At 51.9% G+C, this 24,972-nt stretch carries 19 protein-coding genes; 15 read left to right on the forward strand and 4 right to left on the reverse strand.

The annotated features are described in order from the left end of the window. Positions 1–161 precede the first annotated feature (161 nt). The 4 genes from dnaK to nhaR all read left to right on the forward strand — a co-directional run bounded on the left by dnaK (position 162) and on the right by nhaR (position 5,667). Positions 162–2,063, forward strand: coding sequence for a molecular chaperone DnaK (gene dnaK / locus D5398_RS13000; protein WP_120508015.1), 1,902 nt, complete (start codon positions 162–164; stop codon positions 2,061–2,063). 99 nt (positions 2,064–2,162) lie between these two features. Then, complete coding sequence (dnaJ, locus tag D5398_RS13005) at positions 2,163–3,296, forward strand: molecular chaperone DnaJ (RefSeq protein ID WP_120508016.1); 1,134 nt, start codon at positions 2,163–2,165, stop codon at positions 3,294–3,296. Positions 3,297–3,537: 241 nt separating this feature from the next. Next, entirely contained in the window at positions 3,538–4,713 is a 1,176-nt protein-coding gene (nhaA, locus tag D5398_RS13015; protein WP_120508018.1) for a Na+/H+ antiporter NhaA, read from the forward strand. A 66-nt stretch (positions 4,714–4,779) separates the two neighbouring features. Continuing rightward, entirely contained in the window at positions 4,780–5,667 is an 888-nt protein-coding gene (gene nhaR, locus D5398_RS13020; protein ID WP_120508019.1) for a transcriptional activator NhaR, read from the forward strand. A gap of 82 nt (positions 5,668–5,749) precedes the next feature. On the opposite strand, the gene rpsT is transcribed toward nhaR, so the two are convergent. Continuing rightward, positions 5,750–6,013 carry a 30S ribosomal protein S20 gene (rpsT, locus tag D5398_RS13025; protein ID WP_013577064.1) on the reverse strand — a complete coding sequence of 88 codons (264 nt, stop codon included), beginning with the start codon at positions 6,011–6,013 and terminating at the stop codon, positions 5,750–5,752. Between the two features lie 439 nt (positions 6,014–6,452). Between rpsT and ribF the strand changes: the two genes are divergently transcribed. From ribF to ispH, 5 genes are all read left to right on the forward strand, one after another. Next, a complete protein-coding gene (gene ribF, locus D5398_RS13035; protein ID WP_120508020.1) occupies positions 6,453–7,391 on the forward strand; it encodes a bifunctional riboflavin kinase/FAD synthetase in 939 nt (312 codons plus the stop codon). 61 nt (positions 7,392–7,452) lie between these two features. Then, complete coding sequence (gene ileS / locus D5398_RS13040) at positions 7,453–10,269, forward strand: isoleucine--tRNA ligase (RefSeq protein WP_120508021.1); 2,817 nt, start codon at positions 7,453–7,455, stop codon at positions 10,267–10,269. Next, positions 10,269–10,775: a signal peptidase II gene (gene lspA, locus D5398_RS13045; protein ID WP_120132517.1), complete on the forward strand. Its 507-nt coding sequence runs from the start codon at positions 10,269–10,271 to the stop codon at positions 10,773–10,775. The genes ileS and lspA overlap by 1 nt, the downstream gene beginning before the upstream one ends. 5 nt (positions 10,776–10,780) lie before the next feature. Further along, entirely contained in the window at positions 10,781–11,251 is a 471-nt protein-coding gene (gene fkpB / locus D5398_RS13050) for an FKBP-type peptidyl-prolyl cis-trans isomerase (protein WP_112286994.1), read from the forward strand. Further along, positions 11,232–12,185, forward strand: a complete 954-nt coding sequence (ispH, locus tag D5398_RS13055; protein WP_120508022.1) for a 4-hydroxy-3-methylbut-2-enyl diphosphate reductase — start codon at positions 11,232–11,234, stop codon at positions 12,183–12,185. Before fkpB ends, ispH begins: the two co-directional genes overlap by 20 nt. Before the next feature lie 66 nt (positions 12,186–12,251). On the opposite strand, the gene D5398_RS13060 is transcribed toward ispH, so the two are convergent. Both D5398_RS13060 and D5398_RS13065 read right to left on the reverse strand, forming a co-directional pair. Continuing rightward, positions 12,252–13,127 (reverse strand): SMP-30/gluconolactonase/LRE family protein, encoded by an 876-nt coding sequence (locus tag D5398_RS13060; protein WP_120508023.1) that lies wholly within the window; start codon positions 13,125–13,127, stop codon positions 12,252–12,254. A gap of 160 nt (positions 13,128–13,287) precedes the next feature. Next, positions 13,288–14,433 carry a porin gene (locus tag D5398_RS13065; protein WP_120508024.1) on the reverse strand — a complete coding sequence of 382 codons (1,146 nt, stop codon included), beginning with the start codon at positions 14,431–14,433 and terminating at the stop codon, positions 13,288–13,290. A gap of 686 nt (positions 14,434–15,119) precedes the next feature. On the opposite strand from D5398_RS13065, the gene dapB reads away from it, so the two are divergent. The 5 genes from dapB (at position 15,120) to kefC (ending at position 23,357) form a co-directional block, all read left to right on the forward strand. After that, positions 15,120–15,941 (forward strand): 4-hydroxy-tetrahydrodipicolinate reductase, encoded by an 822-nt coding sequence (gene dapB / locus D5398_RS13070; protein WP_120508025.1) that lies wholly within the window; start codon positions 15,120–15,122, stop codon positions 15,939–15,941. A 477-nt stretch (positions 15,942–16,418) separates the two neighbouring features. Beyond that, positions 16,419–17,591, forward strand: a complete 1,173-nt coding sequence (gene carA / locus D5398_RS13075; protein WP_120132503.1) for a glutamine-hydrolyzing carbamoyl-phosphate synthase small subunit — start codon at positions 16,419–16,421, stop codon at positions 17,589–17,591. Between the two features lie 17 nt (positions 17,592–17,608). Continuing rightward, entirely contained in the window at positions 17,609–20,833 is a 3,225-nt protein-coding gene (gene carB / locus D5398_RS13080) for a carbamoyl-phosphate synthase large subunit (protein WP_120508026.1), read from the forward strand. A 123-nt stretch (positions 20,834–20,956) separates the two neighbouring features. Further along, a complete protein-coding gene (gene kefF, locus D5398_RS13085; RefSeq protein ID WP_120508027.1) occupies positions 20,957–21,511 on the forward strand; it encodes a glutathione-regulated potassium-efflux system oxidoreductase KefF in 555 nt (184 codons plus the stop codon). Next, positions 21,504–23,357: a glutathione-regulated potassium-efflux system protein KefC gene (kefC, locus tag D5398_RS13090; protein WP_120508028.1), complete on the forward strand. Its 1,854-nt coding sequence runs from the start codon at positions 21,504–21,506 to the stop codon at positions 23,355–23,357. The genes kefF and kefC overlap by 8 nt, the downstream gene beginning before the upstream one ends. Positions 23,358–23,411: 54 nt before the next feature. Here the strand turns inward: kefC and D5398_RS13095 are convergent, their stop codons facing one another. Beyond that, a complete protein-coding gene (locus D5398_RS13095; protein ID WP_120508029.1) occupies positions 23,412–24,026 on the reverse strand; it encodes a LysE family translocator in 615 nt (204 codons plus the stop codon). A gap of 402 nt (positions 24,027–24,428) precedes the next feature. Between D5398_RS13095 and folA the strand changes: the two genes are divergently transcribed. Then, a complete protein-coding gene (gene folA, locus D5398_RS13100) occupies positions 24,429–24,914 on the forward strand; it encodes a type 3 dihydrofolate reductase (protein ID WP_120508030.1) in 486 nt (161 codons plus the stop codon). Positions 24,915–24,972: the final 58 nt, after the last annotated feature.

Genomic DNA, 24,972 nt, shown 5'->3' on the forward strand with positions numbered 1-24,972 from the left:
TCACTTTGCCCCTTGATGATGAGCAGCATGGCCCCATCTTATTCCCAACCGCAGTTGTTACCGTCGGGAAATCCGTTAAATGGGGCTGTTGAAATCGAAAAGATCGGCCACATATACAGTAGCAACCTGAACGAATATGAATTTAAGTGGAGACGTTTTAGATGGGTAAAATTATTGGGATCGACCTGGGCACCACCAACTCTTGTGTAGCTATCATGGATGGCACGACTGCTCGTGTACTGGAGAATGCTGAAGGCGACCGCACCACTCCTTCCATCATCGCTTATGCGGCAGATGGCGAGACTCTGGTAGGTTCTCCGGCTAAGCGTCAGGCTGTGACTAACCCGCAGAACACCTTGTTTGCGATCAAGCGCCTGATTGGCCGTCGCTTCCAGGATGAAGAAGTTCAACGCGATAAAGGCATCATGCCTTACCAGATCGTAGGCGCTGACAATGGCGACGCCTGGATCGACGTTAAAGGTCAAAAAATTGCACCTCCGCAGATCTCTGCAGAAGTGTTGAAGAAAATGAAGAAAACGGCTGAAGATTATCTGGGCGAACCAGTCACTGAAGCTGTTATCACCGTACCTGCATACTTCAACGATGCTCAGCGTCAGGCAACCAAAGACGCCGGCCGTATCGCAGGTCTGGAAGTCAAACGTATCATCAACGAACCAACCGCAGCGGCACTGGCTTACGGCCTGGATCGCGAAATCGGTAACCGTACTATCGCGGTTTACGACCTCGGTGGTGGTACTTTCGATATCTCTATTATCGAAATCGACGAAGTTGACGGCGAAAAAACCTTCGAAGTTCTGGCAACCAACGGTGACACGCACCTCGGTGGTGAAGACTTCGACAGCCGCATGATCAACTATCTGGTTGAAGAGTTTAAGAAAGAACAAGGTATGGATCTGCGTAACGATCCACTGGCGATGCAACGTCTGAAAGAAGCCGCTGAAAAAGCGAAGATCGAATTGTCTTCTGCTCAGCAAACTGACGTGAACCTGCCGTACATCACTGCTGATGCGTCAGGTCCTAAACACATGAACATCAAAGTGACCCGTGCAAAACTGGAATCTTTGGTAGAAGACCTGGTTAACCGTTGTATCGAACCACTGAAAGTGGCTCTGAAAGACGCCGGTCTGTCAGTTTCTGATATTCAGGACGTTATCCTGGTGGGTGGTCAGACCCGTATGCCAATGGTTCAGAAGAAAGTGGCTGAATTCTTTGGTAAAGAACCACGTAAAGACGTGAACCCGGACGAAGCTGTGGCAATCGGTGCAGCAGTTCAGGGTGGTGTGTTGGCAGGCGACGTGAAAGACGTTCTGCTGCTGGATGTAACTCCGTTGTCTCTGGGTATCGAGACTATGGGCAGCGTGATGACTCCGCTTATCACCAAAAACACCACCATCCCGACTAAACACAGCCAGGTGTTCTCTACTGCGGAAGACAACCAGTCTGCAGTAACCATCCATGTGTTGCAGGGTGAGCGTAAGCGTTCAAGTGATAACAAATCTCTGGGTCAATTCAACCTGGATGGTATTCAGGCAGCGCCACGCGGTCAGGCACAGATCGAAGTCACCTTCGACCTTGACGCCGATGGTATCTTGCATGTGTCTGCAAAAGACAAGGTTACCAACCGTGAGCAGAAGATCACCATTAAGGCATCTTCTGGTCTGAGCGAAGAAGAAATCCAGAAAATGGTCAACGATGCTGAAGCCAATGCTGAATCTGACCGTAAGTTTGAAGAGCTGGTTCAGACCCGCAACCAGGCGGACCACCTGATCCACGGTACCCGTAAGCAACTGGAAGAAGCTGGCGACAAACTGCCAGCTGAAGACAAAACCGCAGTAGAAGAAGCCCTGAAAGCACTGGAAGTTTCCGCTAAAGGTGAAGACAAGGCTGACATCGAAGCGAAAATCCAGGCGCTGGTACAGGTTTCCGGCAAACTGATGGAAATGGCTCAGCAGCAAGGCCAGGCTGAAGGCGGCGATAACAGCGCGCAGAAAGATGACGACGTTGTTGACGCTGAATTCGAAGAAGTGAAAGACAAAAAATAATCGCCCTTAAGCGGGCACAGTAAGAAGTTTTACTGATAACCAGCACGGGCGTCGAGGAAACTCTACGCCCGTGCACGCATGTTGAGGGTAGGTTAAAGCATGGCGAAGCAAGATTTTTACGAGATTTTAGGCGTATCCAAAACAGCGGATGAGCGTGAAATCAAAAAGGCTTATAAGCGCCTGGCAATGAAACATCACCCTGACCGCAATCAGGGCGATAAAGATTCCGAAGCAAAATTTAAAGAAATTAAAGAAGCTTATGAAATTCTGACAGATGCGCAAAAACGCGCGGCCTACGACCAGTATGGCCATGCAGCCTTTGAACAAGGTGGCATGGGCGGCGGCGGTGGCTACGGCGGCGGTGGTGCAGATTTCAGCGACATCTTTGGTGACGTCTTTGGCGACATCTTTGGCGGCGGTCGCCGTCAGCGTGCCAGCCGGGGTTCTGATCTGCGTTACAACATGGATCTGACTCTGGAAGAGGCCGTTCGTGGTGTCACCAAAGAAATCCGCATCCCCACACTGGATGAATGTGACGTCTGCCACGGCAGCGGCGCGAAAGCGGGTAGCTCTCCGACCACCTGTCCGACCTGTCATGGCGCAGGCCAGGTTCAGATGCGTCAGGGCTTCTTCACCGTTCAGCAGGCATGTCCGACTTGTCAGGGGCGCGGTAAAGTCATCAAAGATCCGTGCAACAAATGTCACGGTCATGGTCGCGTAGAACGTTCCAAAACCCTGTCAGTGAAAATTCCTGCGGGTGTGGATACCGGCGACCGTATTCGTCTGGAAGGTGAAGGCGAAGCGGGTGAGCACGGTGCTCCGTCAGGCGATCTGTACGTTCAGGTTCAGGTTAAAGCGCACAAAATCTTTGAGCGTGAAGGCAACAACCTGTACTGCGAAGTGCCAATCAACTTTGCCATGGCAGCACTGGGTGGCGAAATTGAAGTGCCAACGCTGGATGGACGCGTGAGCCTGAAGATCCCTGCCGAAACGCAAACGGGCAAGATGTTCCGTATGCGTGGACGCGGTGTGAAATCTGTCCGCGGTGGTGCTCAGGGCGACCTGATGTGCCGCGTGGTAGTGGAAACGCCGGTCAGCCTGAGCGAAAAGCAGAAGCAATTGCTGCGTGATCTGGAAGAAAGCTTTGGTGGCGTATCAGGCGAGAAAAATAGCCCGCGTTCTAAAAGCTTCCTGGATGGCGTGAAAAAGTTCTTTGATGATCTGACCCGCTAATCTGTCGCTGATTTCAGCGGCTGAAAGCCAGATAAAATCCCCGGCAGCGGTTCGCGCTCCGGGGATTTTTTTATGGGTTTTGATGACAATTTATGGAACAACAGTGAAATAGAATGATTCGTAAAAACCGAGCTATACTCCAGAAATAATCGACTTTTTACGAGGTGATTCTTTGCGTACAATTCGCGCATTCATTGTGGCATTCCCTTTCGGGCCACGGTTTTTCTACAGGAGAGTCAGAATGTCGAACATCATTCGTCAGTTTTTACGCTTAGAGGCCGCAGGCGGTATCGTACTGATCCTTGCCGCTATCGTGGCGCTTATTATGGCGAATACCCCATTGCAGGGGGCGTATCAGGCTTTTTTGGATATTCCGGTTACGCTACGTTTTTCTGAATTGCTGATCGACAAACCACTTTTGCTGTGGATTAACGATGGCCTGATGGCGGTGTTTTTCCTGATGATTGGCCTGGAAGTGAAGCGTGAGCTATGCGAAGGCGCGCTGGCGAACCGCGAACAGGCTTTGTTCCCGGCGATTGCCGCACTCGGTGGCATGATTGTTCCGGCACTGATCTATTTGCTGTTTAACGGCGGTGACGAAATCGCCCGTCAGGGGTGGGCCATTCCGGCGGCCACGGATATTGCTTTTGCGCTGGGCGTGATGGCACTGCTGGGTTCCCGCGTACCGACCGGCCTGAAAGTGTTCCTGCTGGCGCTGGCCATCATTGATGATTTGGGTGCGATCATTATCATCGCGTTGTTCTACAGCCACGATGTTTCAATGGTTGCACTGGGATTATCTGCGGCGTGTATCGCGGTACTGGCCTGGCTGAACTGGCGCGGTGTAACCAAACTGACACCTTATGTGCTGATTGGCGCCGTATTCTGGGTGTGTGTACTGAAATCAGGGATTCACGCGACGCTGGCGGGGGTTATTCTCGGGTTCCTTATTCCGCTGAGAACCAAAGAGAATAAAACGTCACCGGCACGTCGTCTGGAACACGGCATCCATCCGTACGTTGCCTGGTTCATTTTGCCTGTTTTTGCTTTTGCCAATGCCGGTATCTCGTTGCATGGCGTGACGGCTGCCGGCGCGTTCTCAATGTTACCGATGGGTATCATGGCGGGGCTGCTGCTGGGTAAACCGTTAGGCATCATTCTTTTTGGCGGTCTGGCACTGAAACTGGGTCTCACCCGCATGCCATCCGGCATTACGTTTAGCCAGATTGCAGCGGTGTCAGTGCTTTGCGGAATTGGTTTCACCATGTCCATTTTCATCGGTTCACTGGCATTTGCCTCATTGGATCCGGCGCTGCTGACTTACGCAAAAATGGGCATTCTGATGGGTTCCGTGGCTTCAGCTGTTGTAGGTTTCCTGATGCTGAGCCGTGCTTTGCCGAAAAAAACGCATCATTAATACACATGCTGTGCGGGAAACCGCGCAGCATGATGCTGACTTCATACTCCAGGAAATGTTGATACCATGCCTCATATTAACTACAACCATTTGTATTATTTCTGGCACGTGTGTAAATCAGGTTCTGTCGTGGGAGCAGCAGAGGCTTTGTATCTGACACCGCAGACCATCACCGGCCAGATTAAGTCGCTCGAAGAAAGGCTGGGCGGCAAACTTTTTAAACGCCAGGGGCGCGGTCTGGTGCCTTCTGAGCTGGGTCAGCTGGTTTATCGTTATGCCGATAAGATGTTTACGCTTAGCCAGGAAATGCTGGATATCGTGAATTACCGCAAAGAGTCGAGCCTGCTTTTTGATGTGGGCGTAGCGGATGCGTTATCGAAACGACTGGTCAGCCGGGTGCTGGAAGCGGCCGTTCCGGACAATGCGCAAATTCACCTGCGCTGTTTTGAATCGACCCACGAAATGTTGCTTGAGCAACTGAGTCTGCACAAGCTGGATATGATTTTGTCTGACTGCCCGGTGGACTCCACGCAGCAGGAGGGACTGTTCTCCGTCAAACTGGGCGAAAGCCCGATCAGCTTCTTTTGCTGCCAGCCAATGGCAGGTATGAGTTTTCCTGCCTGTCTCGAGCAACGGCCTTTGCTGATCCCTGGTCGTCGGTCGATGCTGGGACGCAAGCTGCTTAACTGGTTTAACACGCAGGGGCTGAACGTCAATATTCTCGGTGAGTTTGATGATGCGGCGCTGATGAAAGCTTTTGGAATGAACAATAATGCGATTTTTGTCGCACCTGCTATCTATTCATCGACAGAATTTCAGGATGAAAAAATTGAAGAAGTCGGGCGGCTGGAGGGGATTATGGAAGAGTACTACGTTATTTTTGCGGAGCGTATGATCCAACACCCTTCGGTTCAGCGGATTTGTCACACCGATTTCACGGCGCTTTTTGTGTAGCTTTTAGCGTTGAGACTCAAATTTCAGATATAAAAAACCGGCGTAAGCCGGTTTTTTTATCAAGCATTTCAGCGTAATGCGATTATTGCATTGCGTTGATTTGCGCAGTCAGATTTGACTTATGACGCGCTGCTTTGTTTTTGTGGATCAGGCCTTTGCAAGACTGACGGTCCACGATTGGTTGCATTTCGTTAAATGCGTTTTGTGCAGCAGCTTTGTCGCCTGCTGCAATAGCCGCGTATACCTTCTTGATAAAGGTACGCATCATAGAACGACGGCTCGCGTTGTGCTTACGGCGTTTTTCTGACTGTACGGCGCGTTTCTTAGCTGATTTGATATTAGCCAAGGCCAACTCCCAAATATTTTTCTATTGATGAACAATTCAAAGGCCGAGGAATATGCCTTTTCGGTCTTCTTTTGTCAACGGATTTGTGCAAATAAGCGGCGTTTTGAAGAGTAAACTTCGATCGTCGCTTGTTACGTTGTGATGGCGCAGGATTTTAACAGCTTCCGGCATCGGAATACAGTCTTTCGCGAGAAAAATCGACAGGAGAGTGTACAAACTGCCCACTACGGCCATTAACGCTTTGTTTATGCGAAAAGTCACGCATTCCCTGTATGCAACGAAAGATTTTCATCGCCACGTCGCCATTTGAACCGCAATATCTGCCGTATGCAAGAGAGAATGGTGAGATCCTGCTAATCGCTGGTTAACCTTGGAGGCTGTACAAGGTATAATCCGCCGATTTCCATCGTTATGAGTCAGCATTGGATTTGAGCCAGCTATGGAGCTAATTCGCGGAATACACAATATTCGAGCACGTCATCATGGATGTGTGCTGACTATTGGCAATTTTGATGGTGTACACCGTGGCCATCAGGCCCTGATTGAACAGCTTAAGCTGGAAGGTCAACGCCTGGGGTTACCGGTGATGGTAATGATTTTTGAGCCACAGCCACTGGAGCTGTTTGCTGGTGATAAAGCACCTGCACGACTGACCAGCTTGCGCGACAAAGCCAAGTATCTGGCAGAGTGCGGCGTTGATTATCTGTTATGTGTGCGTTTCGAACCCCGGTTCGCCGCCCAGATGGCGCAGGCCTTTATCTCTCAGTTGCTGGTTGAGAAACTAGGCGTTAAATTCCTGACCGTCGGGGATGACTTCCGGTTTGGTGCCAGCCGCCTGGGTGATTTTGATCTATTGCAGAAAGCCGGAGAAGAATACGGCTTTGAAGTGATCAGCACGCAAACTTTCCGTGAAGGCGGGAACCGCATCAGCAGCACGGCTATCCGTAACGCATTGCGGGACGATGATCTGGCGCTGGCCGAGAATTTACTGGGCCACCCGTTCAGTATCTCAGGGCGAGTGGTGCACGGCGATAAGCTGGGACGCACCATTGGTTTCCCGACGGCGAACGTCCCGCTCAAGCGAGTCGTTTCTCCGGTACGCGGTGTTTACGCTGTGGAAGTCTTAGGCCTCGGGCCTGAACCTTTACCGGGCGTAGCGAATATCGGAATACGTCCGACCGTCGGTGGCGTGCGCAAGCAGTTGGAAGTGCACCTTCTCGACACCACATTAGATTTATACGGGCACCATATTGATGTGGTGCTCCGCGCTAAATTGCGCAACGAACAGCGTTTCTCCTCGCTTGATGCTTTAAAGCAACAGATTGCGAACGATGAAGTGACGGCCCGGGAATTTTTCGGGTTAAAGACACTGCGCTAAACATGTACTGACAGGCGTGTAACAAAGCCTGGAATCCAGCCGAAAACGGAACCGAGAATCTATGAGTGACTACAAGAACACCCTGAATTTGCCGGAAACAGGGTTCCCGATGCGTGGCGATCTGGCCAAGCGTGAACCTGACATGCTGAAAAATTGGTATGACCAGGATCTGTACGGGATTATTCGTGCTGCCAAGAAAGGCAAAAAAACCTTTATTCTGCATGACGGCCCTCCGTATGCGAACGGCAGCATTCATATTGGTCACTCAGTAAACAAAATTCTTAAAGACATGATCGTTAAGTCCAAAGGACTGGCGGGCTTTGATGCGCCGTATGTTCCGGGCTGGGACTGTCATGGTCTGCCAATCGAGTTGAAAGTCGAGCAACTGATCGGCAAGCCGGGCGAGAAAGTCACGGCGGCAGAATTCCGTGAAGCTTGCCGTAAATATGCAGCAGAGCAGGTTGAAGGTCAGAAGAAAGACTTCATCCGTCTGGGCGTACTGGGCGACTGGGATCATCCGTATCTGACTATGGACTTCAAAACTGAAGCCAACATCATTCGTGCGCTGGGTAAAATCATCGGTAACGGCCACCTGCACAAAGGAGCTAAGCCGGTTCACTGGTGTACAGATTGCGGTTCATCACTGGCGGAAGCAGAAGTTGAGTATTACGACAAAGCGTCTCCTTCTATTGATGTGGCGTTCAACGCGACTGACGCTGCCGCCGTGGCTGCGAAGTTTGGCGTATCTGCTTTCAATGGCCCGGTCTCTCTGGTCATCTGGACCACCACACCGTGGACCATGCCTGCTAACCGCGCCATTTCACTCAATCCTGAGTTTTCTTATCAGCTGGTTCAGGTTGAAGGTCAGTGTCTGATCCTCGCAACCGATCTGGTTGAAAGCGTGATGAAACGTGCCGGTATCGCAGAATGGACCGTGCTGGGCGAGTGTAAAGGTGCGGATCTCGAACTTCTGCGCTTCAAACACCCGTTCCTTGGTTTCGACGTTCCGGCGATCATGGGTGATCACGTGACGCTCGATGCCGGTACCGGTGCCGTGCATACCGCACCAGGCCACGGTCCTGATGACTTTGTTATTGGCCAGAAATATGGTCTGGAAGTGGCGAACCCGGTAGGGCCGAACGGCTGCTACCTGCCAGGCACTTACCCGACGCTTGATGGTAAATTCGTCTTTAAAGCCAACGACCTGATCGTTGAGCTGCTGCGCGAAAAAGGCGCATTGCTGCACGTTGAGAAAATCACGCACAGCTACCCGTGCTGCTGGCGTCACAAAACGCCGATCATCTTCCGCGCTACGCCACAATGGTTCATCAGCATGGATCAGAAAGGCCTGCGTCAGCAGTCTCTGGAAGAGATCAAAGGCGTGCAGTGGATCCCTGACTGGGGCCAGGCGCGTATCGAAAACATGGTCGCTAACCGTCCTGACTGGTGTATCTCCCGTCAGCGTACGTGGGGCGTGCCGATGTCTCTGTTCGTCCATAAAGACACCGAACAACTGCATCCGCGCAGCCTTGAGCTGATGGAAGAAGTCGCCAGGCGTGTTGAAGTGGATGGCATTCAGGCGTGGTGGGATCTGAATCCGGAAGACATTCTGGGTGCAGAAGCAGCTGATTACGTCAAAGTGCCGGATACGCTGGACGTGTGGTTTGACTCCGGTTCAACGCATTCTTCCGTTGTGGATGTGCGTCCTGAGTTCAACGGCCATTCACCGGACTTGTATCTGGAAGGTTCTGACCAGCATCGCGGCTGGTTTATGTCTTCTCTGATGATTTCGACGGCAATGAAAGGCAAAGCGCCTTACAAACAAGTTCTGACGCACGGTTTCACCGTAGATGGTCAGGGCCGCAAAATGTCTAAATCCATCGGCAACACCATCGCGCCGCAAGACGTGATGAACAAGCTGGGTGGCGACATCCTGCGTCTGTGGGTGGCGTCTACGGATTACACCGGCGAAATCGCGGTGTCCGACGAAATCCTCAAACGTGCTGCTGATTCTTATCGCCGCATCCGTAATACCGCGCGCTTCCTGCTGGCGAACCTTAACGGTTTCGATCCGGCGCTGCACAGCGTGGCTCCGGAAGATATGGTCGTTCTGGATCGCTGGGCTGTTGGTCGTGCGAAAGCCGCGCAGGATGAAATCATTGCCGCATATGAAGCCTATGATTTCCACGGTGTGGTTCAGCGCCTGATGCAGTTCTGCTCGATCGAAATGGGTTCCTTCTATCTGGACATCATTAAAGATCGCCAGTACACCGCGAAAAGCGACAGCGTTGCTCGCCGCAGCTGTCAGACTGCGCTGTACTACATCAGCGAAGCACTGGTTCGCTGGATGGCGCCAATCATGTCGTTCACCGCAGATGAAATCTGGGCTGAGCTGCCGGGCAACCGTGAGAAATTCGTCTTTACCGAAGAATGGTATGACGGTTTGTTTGGTCTTGCAGGCAACGAATCCATGAACGATGCGTTCTGGGATGAACTGCTTAAAGTCCGTGGCGAAGTGAACAAAGTGATCGAGCAGGCACGTGCTGATAAACGTCTGGGCGGTTCTCTGGAAGCGGCGGTCACACTGTATGCTGATGATGCACTGGCAACTGACCTGCGTTCTCTGGGCAACGAACTGCGCTTCGTGCTGCTGACTTCAGGTGCGAAAGTTGCCGCTCTGTCTGAAGCGGATGATGCCGCTGTGCCAAGCGAATTGCTCAAAGGCCTGAAAATCGGTCTGGCGAAAGCGGAAGGCGACAAATGTCCGCGCTGCTGGCATTACACTACTGACGTCGGCCAGAACGCGGAACACAGCGAGATCTGCGGCCGTTGTGTCACTAACATCGCTGGCGACGGCGAAGAGCGTAAGTTTGCATAATGAGTAAATCGATTTGCTCCACCGGACTCCGCTGGCTCTGGCTGGCGGTCGTGGTCATTATCGTGGATCTGGGCAGTAAGTTTCTCATTATGGGAAACTTCCAGCTCGGTGAGTCCATGCCTTTGATTCCGTATTTAAATCTGTTCTACGCCCAGAATCACGGTGCTGCGTTCAGTTTCCTGGCAGATAAAGGCGGCTGGCAGCGCTGGTTCTTCGCGTTAATCGCATTGGTTATCGTGGTAGCGTTAGTCGTACTGATGTACCGCGGCAACGCGAAGCAAAAGCTGAACAATATTGCCTTCGCCATGATTATTGGTGGCGCATTGGGCAACTTGTTTGACCGCCTGTATCACGGTTTCGTGGTCGACTTTATCGATTTCTATGTCGGTAACTGGCACTTCGCGACCTTCAATCTTGCCGACAGCTTTATTTGCGTCGGTGCGGCAATGGTGGTGCTGGAAGGTTTTCTGGCTAAACCGAATGAAGCCACGAAGAGCAAAGGATAAGAATTATGTCTCAACAGGTGAAACACGACAGCGCCGTGCTGGTGCATTTTACGTTGAAGCTGGAAGACGGCTCGACGGCAGAATCGACCCGTGCTAATGGGAAACCTGCGCTGTTTCGCCTTGGCGACAGCAGCTTGTCTGACGCGCTGGAAAATCAGCTGTTAGGGCTGAACGTCGGAGATAAACGTGCATTCACGTTAGCTCCTGAATCTGCATTCGGTACCAAAAGCCCGGATCTGGTTCAGTTCTTCTCCCGCCGTGATTTTCAGGAAACTGGGGTGCCGGATGTCGGCACCATTATGTTATTCAGCGGCCGTGATGGCAGCGAAATGCCTGGCGTGGTGCGTGAAGTGACAGAAGATTCAATCACTGTAGATTTCAACCATCCGCTGGCAGGGCAACATATCGATTTCGATATTGAAGTGCTGGAAATTGACCCGGAACTTGAGGGGAAACATGCAGATATTGCTGGCTAACCCGAGAGGGTTTTGTGCGGGCGTTGACCGCGCAATCAGTATCGTTGAGCGTGCGCTGGAAATTTACGGCGCACCCATTTATGTGCGTCACGAAGTGGTACACAACCGCTATGTGGTCGACAGCCTGCGTCAGCGCGGGGCGGTCTTTATTGAGCAAATCAGCGAAGTGCCTGATGGGTCAATCCTGATTTTCTCCGCCCACGGTGTTTCTCAGGCAGTACGCGCAGAAGCGAAAGCGCGTGATCTGACAATGTTGTTTGACGCGACCTGTCCGCTGGTGACCAAAGTGCATATGGAAGTGGCGCGTGCCAGTCGTAAAGGCACCGAAGCCATTTTGATTGGTCATGCCGGACATCCGGAAGTGGAAGGCACGATGGGCCAGTACAGCAACCCGAACGGTGGCATGTATCTGGTTGAAGCGCCGGAAGATGTTTATAAATTGCAGGTGAAAGATGAAAACAACCTGTGCTTTATGACGCAAACCACATTGTCGGTAGACGATACCTCAGCGGTCATTGATGCGCTGCGCGACCGTTTCCCGAACATTGTCGGGCCGCGCAAAGATGATATCTGTTACGCCACCACAAACCGTCAGGAAGCCGTACGTACGCTGGCGGATGGTGCGGATGTTGTGCTGGTGGTGGGTTCGAAGAACTCGTCGAACTCCAATCGTCTGGCGGAACTTGCTCAGCGTGTCGGCGTGCCTTCTTATCTCATCGACTCGGCGGCAGACATTCAGGAAAGCTGGCTGAAAGATGCGAAAAGCATTGGCGTTACGGCAGGCGCATCCGCACCCGATATTCTGGTGCAGGATGTGATAAGCAAACTGAAAACTTTCGGTGGTCTTGATGTGATCAACATCGAAGGACGCGAAGAAAATATCGTGTTCGAAGTGCCGAAAGAGCTGCGCGTTGATGTAAAACAGATCGACTGATCCCCGTCTTTAAATGAAAAACCGGCTCAATGTGGCCGGTTTTTTTATGACTGAAGTCAGGCGGAATTAATGTTTTTCAAGTTTAAACAAATTCTGCGGTGCGCCGACGGTGGTAGTTTCTACATGTAGCAAAGCACCCTCCAGTGCATGCGGTGCGTCGAGATTTTTGCGAGCTGACGTAATAAACAGCTCTGTCATATCCGGACCACCAAATGTGCAGCAACTCGGTTGTGTGACCGGCACCGGTTGCGTATCGAGCGTCAATAATTCGCCCTGATTAATCTGCTGGCGCAGCAAACATTTCGAACCCCAGCAGGCAGTGATCAGCCTGCCATTCTGCGTCAGTGCTGAGCCGTCCGGGATTTTATCGCCCGAAGAAAAACAGGATATTTTCAGTGGATTGATCCGGCGGGCGTTGGCGGAAAAGAAGCGTTTTTTCTTACTGTCGGCGAACCAGACTTTGCCTTCATACCAGACCAGCGTATTGGTACAACCCACACCATCGAGCATCATTTCAGGCTTTTCATCACCCGCTTCATAGCGGAACCATTCGCCGTTGTCCTTCTCTTCTTTGATATCGAGCGTGCCAAACCACAGTGAACCGTCGGGCGCGACAGCGGCTTCGTTCGGACGTGTGCCTTCTGCACCAGGATAATCGCAAAGCTTCTGGCGGAATTTCTGTTCGTAATCGTAGAGATGGATCCCATCAACGGAAACCAGCAAAAACTGATTTCTCTTTTCAGTCAGCAATACGGCGCTGGTGAGGGCGGGAAGTTCATGAATTTCGGTTTGCCTGGTATCAGGCCAGTAGCGCAGAACGCGCTGAGCCAGAATATCGACCCAAAGCAAAGATTGTGTGCGCTGGCACCAGACGGGAGTTTCACCCAATTCGGCTCGATAGTCGCCAATGGCAGTTACGTCGGACCGGAAAAATGCTGACATCGCAAAGCTCTCCTGCAGGTTACAAAGTGAATATAGCGACAGCTGTCTCTATGAGTCTAGTCTGGCTTTGCGTTCGCGGGATAGATGAAATGATGTAAAAAGGAAGGGCCAGCCCGTCAATAAGACGTAAAGCCGGCCCTTAAAGTTCAGTCGATAAGGCTTAGAAGTCGTAACGCAGACGGATCAGGTTCATATCACCGAGGTTATCGGTAGAGGATGTGAACACGTGTTCGTAATCAACACGGAAACCGTAGTCGAGCTGGAAAGACACACCCAGACCGTTATCAATACGCTGGTAATTACGGCCAGTCACATAGGTCAGACGGTCACCCATGAAGTATGGCTGGATGGTTTTGACGGCCAGCTGATTGATTGGGAAGGCGTAGCCCAGGAAGTATTCCAGACCGTAGGCATCACCTGCGAAGAACTGGTCTTCATTTTTCACGCCAGTGGTCAGGAAGTCATGGTAGTAACCGCCACCGAAGGAGGCTGTCCAGTTGCCCGGTTTCCAGCTCAGTGCGGTACCGATAATGCTCTGGTTGTAGTCTTTAGAGGTGTTGTCGCCCGGATTTCTCATTTCTGCGTCGGTGTAGTTGTACGCAGTACCCCACGTCAGATCTTTGGTGATGTGGTAATCCACACCGACGGAACCGCCGCCGTTACGTTTGTAACGCAGGCCATTTTTGCCGGTCAGCAGTTCGCTGTCTTCGAACAGGTAGGATGCATAAACGTCCGCATCACCGAAGGTGTTTTTGTATTTCAGCATCTTACGGGAACGGTAAGAACCATCGTAGTCGCCGTTAACACCATTGCCTGGTGCCTGAGCGAGCATGTCGTAGTCCCAGATATCGGTTTTCGCACCGACCACATCGTAATAAACGCTGTTTTGCTGGCCGAAGGTCAGCTGACCGTAGGTTTTGCTTTTCAGACCGGTATAGAGCATACGACGGGTGGTGTTATGAGCCCCTTTCGCATAATGGTTATCCCAGCCTGTAATTGCCGGCAGATTGACACCCAGCTCGTAGTAGTTGATCCAGCTGATATCATCAAACAGATAATAATCAGTGGAGAAACGGAAACGCGTACCGCCATCAAAACCGTTGGTTTTATAGTTTTTTACGCCGTTCTGGAATTGCCACTGCGGACGAATGCTCCCGCCAACCTGGAATTGCAGGCGGCTCAGCGGATCGTTTGGCTGCGGATCTTGTTTAATCAGGGTGATTTCTGCGTGTGAAGCGAAAGAGGCTAAGCCGAATAAAAGGCCTGCAGTCGTCGCTTGGGCGACTTTGTTTAGTTTGAATTTCATATTAAGTCCCTGTGCCAACATGCCGATACAAAGAATCAGCAATAATATTGGCCCTGTATTATTATTTTTCCCCTCACGGATGACTGTCTGGTGAGGGTGAAGACGCGCCATATGAAGCCAGGCTGCCTATTCCGACTGCATTCAAATCAAATTTCTGCAGTTAAAATTAGGTTGCTATTTATTACCACAATCATTGGTTTTATCAATATTATTTATCTACATATAATAAAAAATTAATGTTTCAGATCTAAGAAAAGCCGTGATTGGTGTTTTATTTGCCATTCCAGGAGCAGGAATCAACGCTTGCAGATATCGCCGTCATCTTCGCTTTTATCCTGAATAACATATTGTCAGACGGTGCCCTGAAGGACGGTGGTAAAATCAGGAATGCGGGTAATAAGGTGACTGAGGTGTTTGAATCGTAAAGTTTATGCACGATATTGCATGATTATGCGAATGGGGCGTTTACGGGCTTTGCAGTGGATTTCGCCAGATAAGTTCCAGTTCCACCTGCGGTTTAACACAAAATTCTACGTTTAGTAACCTGAAACCGGATGGCTTTTACTGATATTAACCGGCCTGTATCATAATTTTCTAATTATGAGGCAATTTCTCTGGCTCCCTCATGGCGGGGCCGATAACCTGATTCTGTTTTGCGGCAGAACCCCTATAAGAAGAGAGTAATTATGAGTAACGCAGATATTCGCATGGCCATTGTTGGCGCTGGAGGCCGTATGGGCCGGCAGCTGATTCAGGCTGTGTCTGATGCCGATGGCGTGGTGTTAGGCGCAGCGCTGGAACGTCCCGGCTCTTCCTTAGTCGGTGCCGATGCGGGCGAACTGGCCGGTGTGGGTAATGCGGGCATTAAAGTGCATGACAACCTGGATGCTGTGGTGAATGACTTCGATATCCTGATCGACTTCACCCGCCCGGAAGGTACCCTGAACCACCTTGAATTCTGCCAGAAACACCATAAAGGTATGATTATCGGGACTACAGGCTTTGATGATGCCGGTAAGGCTGCAATTAAGCAGGCTTCAGAGGTTATTCCGGTAGTTTTTGCGGCCAACTTCAGCGTCGGCGTGAATGTTGTCCTCAAGTTGCTGGAAAAAGCGGCCAAAGTCATGGGCGATTACACCGATATCGAAATCGTGGAAGCGCACCACCGTCATAAAGTTGATGCACCATCAGGTACAGCACTGGCGATGGGTGAAGCGATTGCGGGTGCATTAGGACGAGATCTCAAAGATTGCGCGGTGTACGCCCGTGAAGGTCATACCGGTGAGCGTGATCCACAAAGTATTGGTTTTGCCACTATTCGTGCCGGCGATATCGTTGGTGAACATACCGCGATGTTTGCGGATATCGGTGAGCGTGTAGAGATTACCCACAAGGCTTCCAGCCGTATGACCTTCGCTAATGGCGCTGTTCGTGCCGGTAAATGGCTTTCTTCGCATAAAACTGGTCTTTATGACATGCGTGATGTGCTTGAATTAGATAATTTGTAATAAATGATTTAGATGTGATGTGGTTGTTTTGGTCATAATCTTTTGATAAAAGGGCAGTTCCTTGATTGCCCTTCTCTTTTTATTTGAAAAATAACGCATTGTGTTAATTTTATTGCCTGATGGTTTTTTTTAGATGTTTTCTCTGGTTTTTCATGACGGGTTGTTCGTTTTTTGCTCGTGACAACTCTTCCGTTCTGCAATAATCCCGCTCTCCTCGTCATTTTTCAGACATCCTCCCCCGCAAACGGTTACTATGCTCACTTAGACGCTATTTTTATGGCAGTCATATAGCCTTTTCTCTGAGTTGTGCGAAAAGGATAGAAATATTGGTGCTTTTGGTAGACAAACGTAACTGCCATCATTAGAATGCGCGCAATTTGCCAAAAATTGGCTTTGGGAGCGATTTTTGCATTGATTTAGATCTGGTTATCTGAATTAATATGCAGATATTGTGATTTATTATTCTTGGAGGATGCTTTGATAAAGTCAGCGCTATTGGTTCTGGAAGACGGAACCCAATTCCACGGTCGGGCCATCGGGGCAGAAGGGTCGGCAGTGGGGGAAGTGGTCTTCAATACGTCGATGACCGGTTATCAAGAAATCCTCACTGATCCTTCCTATTCCCGCCAGATTGTCACTCTCACTTATCCCCATATCGGTAATGTCGGCACCAACGCCGCTGATGCAGAATCCTCCGCAGTACACGCTCAAGGCCTGGTCATTCGCGATTTACCTCTGATTGCCAGCAACTACCGTAGTGAAGAAAACCTCTCTGATTATCTCAAGCGCAACAACATCGTTGCCATCGCCGATATTGATACCCGCAAACTGACCCGCCTGTTACGTGAAAAAGGTGCACAGAACGGCTGCATCATCGCGGGCGATTCACCGGATGCTGAACTGGCGCTGCAAAAAGCCAAGGCATTCCCGGGGCTGAAAGGGATGGATCTGGCGAAAGAAGTCACCACAACAGAATCTTATAGCTGGCAACAAGGCAGCTGGACGCTGGAAGGCGAGCTGCCGGAAGTGAAGAAATCTGAAGAGTTGCCATTCCATGTAGTGGCCTACGACTACGGCGCGAAACGCAATATCCTGCGCATGCTGGTTGATCGCGGTTGCCGCCTGACGGTAGTTCCGGCGCAAACACCGGCAGAAGAAGTCCTGAAAATGAATCCGGACGGCATCTTCCTGTCCAATGGTCCGGGTGACCCGGAGCCTTGCGATTATGCTATCGCGGCCATCAAAACTTTCCTCGAAACCGATATTCCGGTATTCGGCATCTGTCTCGGCCATCAGTTACTGGCTCTGGCCAGCGGCGCGAAGACAGTCAAAATGAAGCTCGGCCACCACGGTGGTAACCACCCGGTAAAAGATATCGATAAAGATATTGTAATGATCACCGCGCAGAACCATGGTTTTGCGGTTGATGAAACCGGCCTGCCGGCTAACCTGCGTGTGACTCACAAATCACTGTTTGACCACACGGTGCAGGGGATTCATCGCACAGATAAAGCGGCATTTAGCTTCCAGGGCCATCCGGAAGCGAGTCCGGGCCCGCACGATGCGGCTCCGCTGTTCGACCACTTCATTGAACTGATTGAAGCTTTTCGCGCTACAAATAAAAACGACGCCACTCTTATAGGCAAATAAATCAGGAGCAAGAATAAATGCCAAAACGTACAGACATAAAAAGCATCCTGATCCTGGGCGCGGGCCCGATTGTTATCGGCCAGGCTTGTGAATTTGACTACTCAGGCGCGCAGGCGTGTAAGGCGCTGCGTGAAGAGGGTTACCGCGTCATTCTGGTGAACTCCAACCCGGCGACCATCATGACTGACCCTGAAATGGCCGATGCGACTTACATCGAGCCAATTCACTGGGAAGTGGTGCGCAAGATTATCGAAAAAGAGCGTCCGGACGCTGTGCTGCCAACCATGGGCGGCCAGACCGCACTGAACTGTGCGCTGGAACTGGAACGTCAGGGCGTGCTGGAAGAATTCGGCGTGACCATGATTGGTGCGACTGCCGATGCGATTGATAAAGCGGAAGACCGTCGCCGTTTCGACGTGGCGATGAAGAAAATCGGTCTCGACACTGCGCGTTCTGGTATCGCACACACCATGGAAGAAGCGCTGGCGGTTGCCGCTGACGTAGGCTTCCCGTGCATCATTCGTCCATCATTCACCATGGGCGGCACCGGTGGCGGTATCGCCTATAACCGTGAAGAGTTCGAAGAAATTTGCGAACGCGGCCTGGATCTTTCCCCAACCAAAGAGCTGCTGATTGATGAGTCGCTGATTGGCTGGAAAGAGTACGAGATGGAAGTGGTGCGTGATAAAAACGACAACTGCATCATTGTCTGCTCTATCGAAAACTTCGATGCGATGGGTATCCACACCGGTGACTCCATCACCGTGGCACCTGCTCAGACGCTGACCGACAAAGAATACCAAATCATGCGTAACGCCTCGATGGCGGTACTGCGTGAAATCGGCGTAGAAACCGGTGGTTCTAACGTCCAGTTCTCGGTAAATCCGAAAAATGGCCGTCTGATTGTTATCGAAATGAACCCGCGTGTATCACGCTCTTCCGCTCTGGCCTCTAAAGCGACCGGTTTCCCGATTGCTAAAGTCGCGGCGAAACTGGCGGTGGGTTACACCCTCGATGAACTGATGAACGACATCACCGGCGGTAAAACTCCGGCGTCATTCGAACCTTCTATCGACTACGTAGTGACCAAAATCCCTCGCTTTAACTTCGAGAAATTTGCCGGTGCTAACGACCGTCTGACGACACAGATGAAATCTGTCGGTGAAGTGATGGCGATTGGCCGCACGCAGCAGGAATCCCTGCAAAAAGCGTTGCGCGGTCTGGAAGTGGGCGCGAGCGGCTTTGACCCTAAAGTGAGCCTGGATGACCCGGAAGCGCTGACCAAAATCCGTCGCGAGCTGAAAGAAGCCGGGGCTGAGCGTATCTGGTACATCGCCGATGCTTTCCGTGCCGGGATGTCCGTGGACGGTATCTTCAATCTGACCAACGTGGACCGCTGGTTCCTGGTGCAGATTGAAGAGCTGGTGAAACTGGAAAATGAAGTGGCTGAAGGCGGCTTCAACATTCTGACCCATGATTATCTGCGTATGCTCAAACGCAAAGGCTTTGCAGACTTGCGCCTGGCTAAACTGGTCGGCGTATCTGAAAGCGAAGTGCGCAAGTTGCGCCACAAATACAACCTGCACCCGGTCTACAAACGTGTGGATACCTGTGCCGCGGAGTTTTCTACTGATACCGCGTACATGTACTCAACCTATGAAGAAGAGTGCGAATCTAACCCGACCAATGACAAGCCAAAAATTATGGTGCTGGGCGGTGGTCCAAACCGTATCGGTCAGGGTATCGAGTTCGATTATTGTTGCGTACACGCCTCGCTGGCGCTGCGCGAAGACGGTTACGAAACCATCATGGTTAACTGTAACCCGGAAACCGTGTCTACCGACTACGACACTTCCGACCGTTTGTACTTCGAATCTGTCACACTGGAAGACGTGCTGGAAATCGTGCGTATCGAACAGCCGAAAGGCGTGATTGTTCAGTACGGCGGCCAGACTCCGCTGAAACTGGCGCGTGAACTTGAAGCCGCTGGCGTGCCAATTATCGGCACCAGCCCGGACGCGATTGACCGTGCCGAAGACCGCGAACGTTTCCAGCAGGCAGTTAACCGTCTGGGTCTGAAGCAACCGGCTAACGCCACGGTAGCGACTATCGAACAGGCTGTTGAAAAAGCGGTCGGTATCGGTTATCCGCTGGTGGTGCGCCCGTCTTATGTACTGGGCGGTCGTGCGATGGAAATCGTATACGACGAAATCGACCTGCGCCGTTACTTCCAGAATGCCGTCAGCGTCTCCAACGATGCACCTGTTCTGCTGGACCGCTTCCTGGATGACGCCGTAGAAGTTGACGTCGATGCTATCTGCGACGGCGAACGCGTGCTGATTGGCGGCATCATGGAGCACATCGAACAGGCGGGCGTTCACTCCGGTGACTCTGCATGTTCACTGCCTTGCTACACGCTGAGCCAGGAAATTCAGGATGTGATGCGTCAGCAGGTTGAGAAACTGGCATTCGAACTGAGTGTTCGTGGTCTGATGAACGTCCAGTTTGCAGTGAAGAACAACGAAGTTTACCTGATTGAAGTTAACCCGCGTGCTGCACGTACCGTCCCGTTTGTTTCCAAAGCGACCGGTGTCGCGCTGGCGAAAGTTGCCGCGCGCGTGATGGCGGGTCAGACGCTGGCAGAGCAGGGCGTGACTGAGGAAGTTATCCCGCCTTACTACTCCGTGAAAGAAGTGGTGCTGCCGTTTAACAAATTCCCTGGTGTTGACCCGATTCTGGGGCCGGAAATGCGTTCGACCGGTGAAGTCATGGGCGTCGGCCGCACCTTCGCTGAAGCCTTTGCCAAAGCGCAGCTGGGCAGCAACTCTGGCATGAAGAAAGCCGGTCGCGCACTGTTGTCTGTCCGCGAAGGCGACAAAGGCCGCGTGGTAGACTTAGCCGCGAAATTGCTCAAACGCGGTTTCGAGCTGGATGCCACCCACGGTACAGCGGTAGTGCTGGGCGAGGCCGGGATTAACCCGCGTCTGGTCAACAAGGTGCATGAAGGCCGTCCGCATATTCAGGACCGTATCAAGAACGGCGAATATGTGTATATCGTGAATACCACGGCGGGCCGTCAGGCGATTGAAGACTCCAAGCTTATCCGTCGCAGTGCGCTGCAATACAAAGTGCATTACGACACCACCCTGAACGGTGGTTTCGCCACCGCGATGGCGCTGTCTTCTGACCCGACCGAGCAGGTGATTTCAGTGCAGGAAATGCACGCGAAAATCAAAGGCTAATGGCATAATTGCTTTATGAAAGGCGCGGCGAAAGCTGCGCCTTTTCTTTTTATACGCTCAGCTTTTACCAGAAAGCCTAAAATTGCGTATGCTGAAGTAAAGCTAATAAGACAAGAGACCTGCATGATTTTAATAATTTACGCCCATCCTTATCCGCGCCATTCGCGGGCCAACCAGGGATTACTGGCGGCCGTCAGCGATTTGCCCAACGTTGAAGTGCGCTCGCTGTATGACCTTTATCCTGATTTTAATATCGATATTGCCGCTGAGCAGAAAGCGGTTGAACGTGCGGATCTGGTGGTATTTCAGCATCCTATCCAATGGTACAGCCTGCCGCCGCTGATGAAGCTGTGGATCGACAAAGTACTCGAACACGGCTGGGCTTACGGTCACGAAGGCAATGCGCTGAACGGCAAACATTGTCTGTGGGCAGTGACGACCGGTGGCAACGAGCATCATTTTGAGCTGGGCGATCATCCTGATTTTGATGTGCTGGCGCAGCCGTTGCAGGCAACTGCTATCTATTGCGGTATGCACTGGCTGCCCTATTTTGCCGTACACAACACCTTCATTTGCGATGAAGTGGCGCTGAAAGAGGCCGGTGAAGAGTATCGCCGTCGCCTGACTGCCTGTCTGAGCCTGAAAGAAGGCTGCCCGCCGGAGGTGGATTTTGGATAACCATAACCTGATGATCGAAGGGCTGATTTATCTTGGCTCCGCGGCGCTGTTCGTGCCGATTGCGGTAAGACTCGGGCTGGGATCTGTGCTTGGTTATCTGATTGCCGGCTGCATTATCGGTCCGTGGGGACTGAAGCTGGTCTCCGATGCAGAGTCGATTCTGACCTTTGCGGAAATCGGCGTGGTGCTGATGCTGTTTGTCATCGGGCTGGAGCTGGATCCAAAACGGTTGTGGACGATGCGCGCCTCGGTATTTGGCGGCGGCAGCATCCAGATGGTCGGCTGTGGCGTGGTGCTTAGCGCCTTCTGTTATTTCCTCGGCCTTGACTGGAAAATCGCGCTGCTGATTGGCCTGACGCTGGCGTTGTCCTCAACGGCGATTGCCATGCAGGCGATGAGTGAACGCAGTCTGACAGCTTCACCTATCGGGCGCAGTTCGTTTGCCGTGTTGCTGTTCCAGGATATCGCTGCGATCCCACTGGTGGCGATGATCCCGTTACTGGCAAGCACCGGTGAAGCGACCACGCTCATGAGCTTTGGTCTCTCGGCGGCAAAAGTAGCGGGCGCGCTGGTGCTGGTTATTCTGCTCGGACGCTATGTCACCCGGCCTTTGCTGCACTTTGTTGCACGTTCCGGTATGCGCGAAGTGTTCAGTGCCGTTGCGCTGTTTCTGGTATTCGGGTTCGGTATCCTGCTGGAAATGGCCGGAATGTCGATGGCAATGGGCGCGTTTCTGGCGGGCGTATTGCTGGCGAGTTCAGAATACCGTCACGCGCTGGAAAGCGATATTCAGCCGTTCAAGGGACTGCTCCTCGGTCTGTTCTTTATCGGTGTCGGTATGTCTATCGACTTCGGCACGCTGGTCCATCAGCCGCTTTTGATTGCCACATTACTGGTCGGGTTTATGGCGCTCAAAGCCGCGTTACTGTGGCTGATTGCGCCATGGCTGGGTGTGCCGAAAAAACAGCGTGGCCTGTTTGCCATCTTAATCGGGCAGGGCAGTGAATTTGCCTTCGTGATTTTCAGCACGGCGCAAATGGCAGGTGTCTTGCCGGTGGAATGGTCGAAAGCCCTGACGCTGGCTGTGGCGCTTTCCATGGCGGTGACGCCGCTGCTGCTGGTACTGTCCGCGCGGCTTGAACGCAACGCGCCGAAAGATGATCGTCCGCAGGACACCATCGATGAAGAAAATGCACAGGTAATTATCGCCGGTTTCGGCCGCTTTGGTCAGATTGCCGGTCGTCTGTTACTGGCGAATAATGTACATACCGTGGTTTTGGATCACGATCCGGACCATATTGAGACGCTGCGTAAATTTGGCACCAAAGTCTTTTACGGCGATGCCACGCGCGTTGATTTGCTGGAATCGGCAGGTGCGGCGCAGGCTAAAGTGCTGATTAATGCCATTGATGATGTGGAAGCAAACCTTCAGCTGACGGCGCTGGCAAAAGAGCATTTCCCAAATCTTAAAGTGATCGCCCGTGCCCGTGACGTTGACCACTGGTATCAGCTGCGTCAGTTAGGTGTGGAAGCACCTGAGCGTGAACTGTTCGAAGGATCCTTGCGCGTCGGTCGTGACGTTCTGGAAGCACTGGGACTGGACGCCTATGAGGCACGCGAGAAAGCCGATTTGTTCCGCCGCTATAACCTGAAAATGCTGGAAGCGACTATCGAGAATTATGAAGATACCGAATTCCGCATTGCCAGTATGCAGCGTGCGAAAGATATGCTGACGGCGGCGATTGAGCAGGATCAGGTGCGTCTGGCTTCCGGTCAGCAGCAGGGCTGGCGAGGCAGTATTGACGGAAAAGCCCCGGAGAATGAGGTGATAGAAGCGAAGGGGTAAACAGACTCAAAACTGAAAGCCGGTGCCTGATGCACCGGTTTTTTCTTTCTGAACTTAGCTAAGCGCGACTTTAATACCTAAACCAATCAGTACGCCACCCAGCAGCTTATCGATAATTTTCTGCGCTTTTGCCAGACCGCGACGCACTGGCGGGCTCTGGATCAGTAACGCCAGTGACGGCCACCAGATTGCAGACAGGCCGACGATAATCGAGGCATACCACAGCTTTTCACCGACGGTGGAGTTGATCTGCAAAACCTGAGTGAACATCGCCAGAAAGAACAGCGTTGCCTTAGGATTGAGCAGATTACACAGATAGCCTTGCACGAAAGCTGTACGCAATTTCACCTGCTGCGGTTCCAGACCGTCGAGATTCATCTTGCTGTTGCTGCGAGAGAAGAGCGCCTGAATGCCGACCCAAATCAGGTATGCCGCACCAACGTATTTCAGCAAATCGAACAACCACGGCGTTGTGGTGATCACCACCGCCAGACCGGCCACGCAGTACGACATGTGCGTGATCACACCGCAGATGACACCCAGTGACGTCATGAGTGCTGCCATGCGGGGATAGCGGGCTGCATTTTTGATGACCAGAAAGAAGTCAGGGCCGGGAGAAAGCATGCCGAGGAAGGCGATACTGGCAACAAAAAGGGTGGTTTCAAGCATGAAAATAACCGTCGTCAATGTTCAGAACAAAAGAAGGCGGCATGATACGCCAATCCCCGGCAAGTTAAATCACTCTTATTGCTTTTTTTGCAGGCAACTATAATGATCTGTACCGTAAACGCCCCGGTGTGTAAGGGTTGTTGTACAGCGTGGATGAACAATGCGAGCAGGAAAGATAGGGTTCAGCATTTTCGACTGGATTAGGGCGAAAGCTTCCTGCTTATGACCGCCCTTTACCGCCTGAGCTGGTACTTTTGACGGGGAATATCCCGGCAGAGTTAAAGCTCTCTTATATCTTTGTAAAGCGCAGGTCTTCCTATCGACGGCTGATAGGGCTTTCCGTATAGTGTCAGCTCTTTTTTCGGGTCACGCACCAATTCCTTTTCTACACAGGGCTTCACAATGATTATTAGCCTGATCGCCGCACTGGCGACCGATCGCGTTATTGGCATGGAAAACGCTATGCCTTGGCATTTACCCGGTGATCTGGCCTGGTTCAAGCGTAATACGCTTAACAAACCTGTCATCATGGGACGCAAGACGTTTGAGTCAATCGGACGCCCTTTGCCTGGCCGGCTGAATATCGTCATCAGCTCTAAAGCGGGCGAGCATGAAGGCGTGACCTGGGTAACGTCTGTTGACGCTGCGCTGGCTGCTGCCGGTGATGTGGAAGAAGTGATGGTAATGGGTGGAGGCCGCGTCTACGAACAGATGCTGCCAAAAGCTAACCGTTTATATCTGACTCACATCGATGCAGAAGTGGAAGGCGACACGCATTTCCCTGATTACGAGCCGGATGACTGGGAGAGCACGTTCAGCGAATTCCATGATGCGGATGAGCAAAACTCGCACGGTTATTGCTTCGAAATTCTTGATCGTCGCGCCTGATCCCATGGCCACATGGGATATGTGACAATAAAAAGGCACCCTTCGCAGGTGCCTTTTT

The organism is Rahnella bruchi (assembly GCF_003614975.1).
GTDB classification, from domain to species: domain Bacteria; phylum Pseudomonadota; class Gammaproteobacteria; order Enterobacterales; family Enterobacteriaceae; genus Rahnella; species Rahnella bruchi.